The organism is Ruegeria sp. CDSA077, from assembly GCF_059612265.1.
In genome coordinates, this window is the sequence record NZ_JBXWQG010000016.1 from 58,058 (window position 1) to 64,831 (window position 6,774).

Genomic DNA, 6,774 nt, shown 5'->3' on the forward strand with positions numbered 1-6,774 from the left:
GGACCATTGACTCCGGCGCGTTTGCCGTCCTTTTTAGGAGCAGCATCGAGGGTTGCTGTATTCTTCATCGCTTACGGTTCTCTCTTGATGTTGAGGAATGCCCCGGGCTTGGGGCGTTTCGGGTCCTGTCGATTGCGCCAACAACCGACAGGACCGTTCTTTGCTCGATTAGTTTCCTTCATCTTGCTGCATTCTAGTCTCCGATCAGCTGCACCAGGACTGGCGCTTGCCACCGTCATAGGGTCGCGCAAGACCTTCAGAAATCAGGATGGTCCCGACGTTCTGTCCAGCCACACGTCCGACCGCCAGAAAACGATCATGCACGTCCAAATCCGATTCAATGACCAGCTTGATTTGGCCGGCCGTTTCGATGAGCTCCGTCAGCCGGGCTTTCGCCTTCAAGCCCAGAGTCCGCTCCGCATCACATTGCGGACGGTAAGTCTCGGGCGTGTCGAAGCCGACGAGGCGATAGCGATCGTCGCCATGGTCGATGGTATCGCCATCAACAGTGGCAACCTCGAAGGCGCTCAGGATCTTGGTCGTCTGGCCGAGGTGATGGTTTGTGATCAGAAGCCCGGCCAAGACCGTGCAGGAAAGAAGGAGCTTTTTCATCCGCCGTGCCCTCCCTCTTCCAGAAGACAGCCAAGACTTGGGGCGACGGCGCAGAAAACATAACTGGGTTTAGGCCCTACCCCATACCAAGCCGGCTGAGCGGCGGCTTTCGATGCTTTTTCGAAGTTTGTGTGAGAAAAGGTTTGGTGCAGACGGCTAATAGCCATTGCCTGTTCTAAGTCTACCTTCGAACTACTTAGTTTCGCTGTCGTCTTCTGAATCGTCCTGATCAGGGTCTTTATCAAAATCCAGGTTGATGTGCCCACGCACACCATCTGTGGTGATCGTAAGATCTTTGTGCAGGGTGATGTCAGTGCCCTGTCTGAAACGGGTATGGAAATTGAACAGGCCCGGAAATAGCGACAGTCTGCGGGGAACAACGCCTTGCGAAGTCGCCCTCTCAGAGATGAGGACGTTATCCTTCCCATCGTAGCGATAGATGCAAATGTATTGCGGACGTCCATTTTGCCCCAGCTCGACTAGGTCATACCGAAATTCATAGTCCTTACCCGATTCAACAAGGTCACGTGCTTCGCCTTGTGTGATCAATGGGAAGTTCTTTCTGTGCGGCATGGTCGTCCCCCTATGGGACGACTTCTTACATCCTTTCGAAACCTGCGAAAGTTTAGATCTGGTATTTTCAATAATATAAAATTTGAAATTTGCAAAACAGAAAATAATGTGTTCTACAATTTATGCAGAAATCAGCCTACACGATTCATACAGTCTCTGTTGCTTGAAAGGATCATACCATGTTTCGCATGACGCTACTTGGATGCACATCTGCCCTGGCACTCGGATTCTCAGCCCCAGCACACGCCTACCCCATTGATTGCGCGATTTTTCTGTGCCTCGCTGGCGGGTGGCCGAGTGATCCCGATTGCAATACAGCACGGGCGGAGTTCATTCGGCGCATAACACCCATGCCGGTAGAGCCGCCGCTGCAACTCTGGCGTTGCCCGATGGGCGTTGCCTCCGGTTCATCGCAGCTCACACCGATGCAACGTCTGGAAGCAATCAAGGCTGTCAGTGCGACGACAACTCCTGAGCTGCCCGGCGAAGAAGAAAGTGCAATTGTTGTCGAGGCCTCGTTCACGCCAGAGTCGTGGTCAACACTTGGTACGACAGGAACACCATTGGCCAAACTGGTGGCTGGTTCTCCTGCCCTGCCCGAACCTTTACGTGCAAGCGTTGATCTATCGTCAGCGGACTTTGACGTTATCAGATCCATCCGCGTTTGGCATGTTCGACATTACAGCTACAAAGTCCGTGAGCGTGAAGGCCCATGTTCCACTCGCCTGGATATGGTTGTCGGAACCTATGACGAAAACGCCAATTTTTATTGGTCGGATCGCGCCCCGGGACAAAGACCAGATTGGCTACCTCTCCGCAAAGACTGCCCGAGCTACTTTCGGGGCGTTGGGGTGGACTGGTCCGACATTTTTGGGCGTTATGACTATGAGCTGGTCCCATATTAACAAGCGCATTCGGGCGGGCCTGCTGAGCAATCAATTCCACTCGAGGAAGAATTGACTTCTGAATGGGTGATTGGTCCTAGACCAGAGCATCCCCAATCGATTTGCTGGGCGCCTTCATCATTTCCTCTGTCGACGCGGAGAAAAGTTCACAAATCTGAGCCAAAACGTGCTCACGAACCTTCGGGGTCTCGTATAGAACATCATGCCTGGCACCAGGAATGAGTTCCAGTTTCCCGCCTGGCCAACGCGCCATTCGATCTTGTATGGCGGATATGGCAACGATTTCATCTTCGGCACCACAGAACGTTATGCACGGCGTGTCAGGGGACTTCCTTTTTGACAGTGATCTGGTTTCCTTGAGTGCCTGAAACAGCCATCCCATACTCGGTCCACCAATTACTTGTTCAGGCAGAGATTCCGAAATGTTCGCGTAGTACTCGTACATATCTGGATCATGTGTCAGCCTGTTGTCCTTGAAATCAGTCGTCAGGACATAACTCTCTCCACGCGTCCCAAGGGCATAGGTGTCGCCTTTTCCAAGTGTTTGAAATGCCCATGACAAAGGCCAAGCACCGAGGCGCTGCAGCCGTGGGAGATTTATGTCCCACAAGGGAGCGGTGAACGCGCAGGCAGATACCGGAAACCCTTCAGCAATGGCGCGTAGACCAACGCATGCCCCTAGCGAGTGCCCAATCAGATACCAGGGCTGCGGAAGATTGAGTGACTTGGCTGCTTCAAGCGTAGCTGAGACGTCTTTTTGGTAGTCAGAGAAACGAACAACATGGCCCATCAACCTGTCTTCCGTGAGCCGGTCCGAAAGCCCCTGGCCACGCCAGTCAACAGCGAACGTCGTATAGCCGAAGTCGTGCAGATACTCGGCGGTGCGCCCGTATTTTTCGATGTTTTCCGTTCGCCCCTGGAACAGAAAAACCGTGCCTTTTGACGGCTGGGTTGTCGGCCAATGCGCCACCCTAAGCCGCACCTTATCATCGGTGTGAATCCAATAGGCTTTCACCTCGGATGGGCCCTCCGCGACATCGGGATGAATAGGGGCTTTGTCCAGGGCATTCGTCTTAAGCATCTAATTCTCTCGGTTTTATTGCGTTAAGCTGACCCAGGGTGGGTCGTGCAAGGAAACATGCAGCCAAGGTCAGGGCAGCAATTAGGAGGATCGTGAAGCCGGGAAAAACACCAATGAGCAAATAGGCCGCCGTCAATAGGAGCAGGATCCCGTTCATCATTACCACGGGTACTCGGTCCGCGCTCTTGCTGCTCGGCAGGCCGAGCTTGGTAACCGCAACGCGAATTCTGGCTGTGCAAATCACAAATACTGCGAAAATTACGAGCAAACAGAAAAAGCTATAGTAAAAACCGGGTACATTCTGATGGAGGTCATACCCGTTCAATTGGGCATCGCGTCTACCAAAGGGAACCAGGATGTCCGATGTTAGCCAACTGACGATGTCTCTGCTGTCCGAAAGCAGGAAGCTCGCCTGAAGCTTCATCAAAATGGTGATCATCAGACCCAATGAACAACATCTGAAAATCCCAACCATTAGCAAGCTGCCAATCTCTGCAAGATTCTGATGGAGTTCTTGGCTCTTGTCGTGGGCAAGGTGTGTAGCAAAATCGACGAAATCATCCGTGAGCGAATAGAGGATGATCAGGCCTGCGAAGAACAAGTAAGACCCAAAGGCGTTTAGCAAGAAGACGAGTCCGGAAAACGCTATTGCGTTCGGTACGGAAACCAGATCAGGTTGAAATATAGCTATTCTTCCCCACTCCACCGGCCAACTTCCTGTGTTCCCTGTCAGCAAGGGGATCAGGTGTGTTTCCATCCAATTGAAAGCCGAGGCTATCAATATGGTCACAACAAACACCGCCCAATACACATAGGACATCGCTGTGACCCTGCTTGCCCAATTGGTTCGTGGTGATGTGGAACTCAACCTTGTCACCAAGTCAGCTCGCCATTCTGCTTTCCACAGCCTCAACAGATTGATCAAAACTGCGAAATACGCTGGCAGAAGCACAAGGAAAACAACTGTCCAATTCGGGGCCCACAAAAAACCAACTTGCTTTGTCGGACCTGTTGGGGGTGTGAACTCAACGCTGTGAATGTTCAATGAAAACGACATAAGCCCCAGCGCTGTAGCAGCGGCGAATACCACGGCCGGCAAGCCCAATGATGAATGGGTGCTGAACATCGCCTCTGTTCGTCCCGCTAGTCCCGAGATACTCGTCGGCTCTCTCGGTGTTTCCCGTTTCGCTGCGTTTTCAATCGCGTCTTGGTCACCTTCCTTGGCAGTGCCAGAAGAAAACTGCAAATCGCGCGTTTGAATGCTGCGCTTCTCTCGTCGCTTTGTTGCCAATCGCCTGTTGGCGGCATTAAGTTCCGCCCTCCACGCGGTGATAGCGTCAGGATCGCCGCAGCCGAATACGCGCGCCAGCCAGCGAATGTTGTCGGTGCTAATCCCTCTGTCGTTATCCTGAAACCAATGCTGAACTGTCCGTAGCTCGATGCTCGACTTATTGGAGTCAAACTGAGAGATGGTGCTTGCAAGTAACTCTGGCGTCCATGAGCCCACAGGAAGTCCCGTCTGGTCAGCGGGTAAGCCAGCTCCCACAGAAACCAGATACTTGAACAGTTCCTTGAAGTCTCTGCCGTCTTTCAGCGGAGGAACAAAATATTTACCGTGCTTTATCAATAGATTACACGCTTATGGTTCGTTCGGTTTCATCCTGTTTCGTTCCGGTTCGTGCGATTGTCAACGAGCCGCATTACTCTTCTCAAAGTTGAGCCGGAATCCGCTCTTTGCTTTGGGATGAAGGGCAACAACCATGCAACAGAAAAAGCCCTACCAATCTTGTTGTGCTGGGATTGATGGATCGGGCCTACGAACACCGAGGATTGACGATGGCGGCAGAACAACAAAACGAACGAGCAAAAAAAGGCGAGCCGATCATTGAAGTTCAGGACGCCCAAACGGGCAAAACGATGGCGGTCGTTTATGCATGGAACAACGGACAAGTCAGTGTCGCGTCAGACAGCGGGTTAAGAGTTGTGGAACTTTCGCCTGCCGCTCGTCTTCGCCTTTGAGAAGACTTTCCGAAGCTTAACCAGCGTTCAATTTTGACGCTGGGTGCGCAGCGGCCGGTCAAAGAGATTTAACATAGTTTCACTTATGCCGATCTTGCCTGAAGCAGGGTGGATTCACAAACGAAGTGCAAATTCTGTATCAAAACAGAATGTTGCGACGACTTTAAATATTGACCTACTTCAGAAGCGGTTTCACGATGAACGTGTGCCAGTTTGCATTGTCGTTTTTCGCGGTCTCTATCCGCACCAGATCTGGCAACCTTGACGCATCTGACCAAGTTCCACCCCACGCGCTATCGTCAGGGTGGGCGTCAAAATAGGAAAGTGCCGGGTTGATGCCTTGAGCGGCGATCTCTGAATGAGCAGCCAAAGTCTCACCGTCATCATCCATCTCAGTGATGGTTATCAACAGGTCGTCACTGTCACTTTCAACGATAATTCTCAGAGCAGCTGCGTCAGGAGCGAACCCTTTGGCATGGATCGTCGTAAACTCCAGGCGCGTGGCCGTCCCAACAAATTCAACGGGGTATGGCGCTATGCCGGTTGGTGGGGTTGCGTTGGCTAGCCAGGATCGCAATCGAGCTTTCAATGCAACTTGTTCGTATTGTTGCGGATCCAAACGTGCTCGGTCATAGACCGCTACGGCAAAACTGAGTGCCCCGGACAACCCTACAGCGATCAAGGCTAGCAATGCCAAAGCAATCAAGAGCTCAAACAAGCTAAGGCCAGATCGCGCGTTCATTTCAGCAATCGAATTTCTGAGGTCTGGAAGAGTACATTGCCAGTCCTGTCTATGACTTCAATCGCAACTTCGACCAAATCAATTTCGGAACCCATGACGATATGCGGTTCAATGCGTTGATACAGAGTCCAATCCCCAACCCCGCCCGTGCTTTCGCCAAGGGATAGGGCTCGGGCGACCCCCAACTCGCTCAACCGGGAATACGCGATATCTGCCGCAGTGGCCTTTTGAGAGCTTGTGGTTGAACGTTCCAAAAACTCCGCCTGACGCGGCAAAACCACGGACAGCACCATCGTCATAACGGCAAAGGCAATTAGCACTTCGAACAGCGAATACCCGGCTCGTTTACTCAACGCGAGCACCCCTCGAAACCAGCCCGGTCAAAGGAGACAAGATGAGGGTTTCCTGCTGAGTTCCCTCATCCAGGCAAATCTCGTCCCCTGATGCGGTCCCGTCCGGAAACAAGTTCAAATTCACTGGCTCATCATCGCAATTCACGATTTCGATCCCAACCGCTTGGTTCGTTCGGATTGCCTTTAGTCGCGCGTCGCTGATTTTCGAGACAAGATCAGAGATTTGTCGGTTCAGTTTCATCTCATCCGATGGAGGCCGAAACCCCGCAGCAGAAACAGCTATCACCATCGCCAGGATTGACAGGGCGATCAGAACTTCAAACAGAGAATAACCCGCTGCGCCCGGGACGGGTGTTGGGGATCCTAGGGGGATGTGTCGCAAACTCTGGGGTCTAGTTGACGAGCATGCATGATCTGAGGTTTTTACTGGTCGAATAATTTTCGAACAGGTTACTTGAGCATTATCTCGTTAAAGGGCTGTCATTTCCC

At 52.2% G+C, this 6,774-nt stretch carries 9 protein-coding genes; 2 read left to right on the forward strand and 7 right to left on the reverse strand.

Translation table 11 applies throughout. The features are described from left to right. Positions 1 to 204: 204 nt before the first annotated feature. Positions 205 to 612, reverse strand: a complete 408-nt coding sequence (locus tag AC2FLE_RS19590; RefSeq protein WP_496699157.1) for a thermonuclease family protein — start codon at positions 610 to 612, stop codon at positions 205 to 207. A gap of 192 nt (positions 613 to 804) precedes the next feature. Then, on the reverse strand, positions 805 to 1,185 hold the full coding sequence (locus AC2FLE_RS19595; protein WP_496699159.1) for a hypothetical protein: 381 nt from the start codon (positions 1,183 to 1,185) through the stop codon (positions 805 to 807). Positions 1,186 to 1,610: 425 nt separating this feature from the next. Between AC2FLE_RS19595 and AC2FLE_RS19600 the strand changes: the two genes are divergently transcribed. Next, positions 1,611 to 2,090: a hypothetical protein gene (locus AC2FLE_RS19600; RefSeq protein ID WP_496699161.1), complete on the forward strand. Its 480-nt coding sequence runs from the start codon at positions 1,611 to 1,613 to the stop codon at positions 2,088 to 2,090. A 76-nt stretch (positions 2,091 to 2,166) separates the two neighbouring features. On the opposite strand, the gene AC2FLE_RS19605 is transcribed toward AC2FLE_RS19600, so the two are convergent. Both AC2FLE_RS19605 and AC2FLE_RS19610 read right to left on the reverse strand, forming a co-directional pair. After that, positions 2,167 to 3,105 (reverse strand): alpha/beta hydrolase, encoded by a 939-nt coding sequence (locus tag AC2FLE_RS19605; RefSeq protein WP_496699163.1) that lies wholly within the window; start codon positions 3,103 to 3,105, stop codon positions 2,167 to 2,169. Between the two features lie 58 nt (positions 3,106 to 3,163). After that, positions 3,164 to 4,798: an RcgA family putative transporter gene (locus tag AC2FLE_RS19610; protein ID WP_496699165.1), complete on the reverse strand. Its 1,635-nt coding sequence runs from the start codon at positions 4,796 to 4,798 to the stop codon at positions 3,164 to 3,166. Positions 4,799 to 4,905: 107 nt separating this feature from the next. On the opposite strand from AC2FLE_RS19610, the gene AC2FLE_RS19615 reads away from it, so the two are divergent. Continuing rightward, positions 4,906 to 5,190 (forward strand): hypothetical protein, encoded by a 285-nt coding sequence (locus AC2FLE_RS19615; RefSeq protein WP_496699167.1) that lies wholly within the window; start codon positions 4,906 to 4,908, stop codon positions 5,188 to 5,190. A 175-nt stretch (positions 5,191 to 5,365) separates the two neighbouring features. Here the strand turns inward: AC2FLE_RS19615 and AC2FLE_RS19620 are convergent, their stop codons facing one another. From AC2FLE_RS19620 to AC2FLE_RS19630, 3 genes are read right to left on the reverse strand one after another with little or no spacing between them, the layout of a single operon-like run. After that, positions 5,366 to 5,932 (reverse strand): prepilin-type N-terminal cleavage/methylation domain-containing protein, encoded by a 567-nt coding sequence (locus AC2FLE_RS19620; protein ID WP_496699168.1) that lies wholly within the window; start codon positions 5,930 to 5,932, stop codon positions 5,366 to 5,368. Next, positions 5,929 to 6,285 carry a prepilin-type N-terminal cleavage/methylation domain-containing protein gene (locus AC2FLE_RS19625; protein ID WP_496699169.1) on the reverse strand — a complete coding sequence of 119 codons (357 nt, stop codon included), beginning with the start codon at positions 6,283 to 6,285 and terminating at the stop codon, positions 5,929 to 5,931. The genes AC2FLE_RS19620 and AC2FLE_RS19625 overlap by 4 nt, the downstream gene beginning before the upstream one ends. Then, the gene (locus AC2FLE_RS19630) at positions 6,278 to 6,667 is read right to left on the reverse strand and encodes a pilus assembly FimT family protein (protein ID WP_496699171.1); all 390 of its coding nucleotides are present in this window, start codon (positions 6,665 to 6,667) and stop codon (positions 6,278 to 6,280) included. Before AC2FLE_RS19630 ends, AC2FLE_RS19625 begins: the two co-directional genes overlap by 8 nt. Between the last annotated feature and the right edge of the window lie 107 nt (positions 6,668 to 6,774).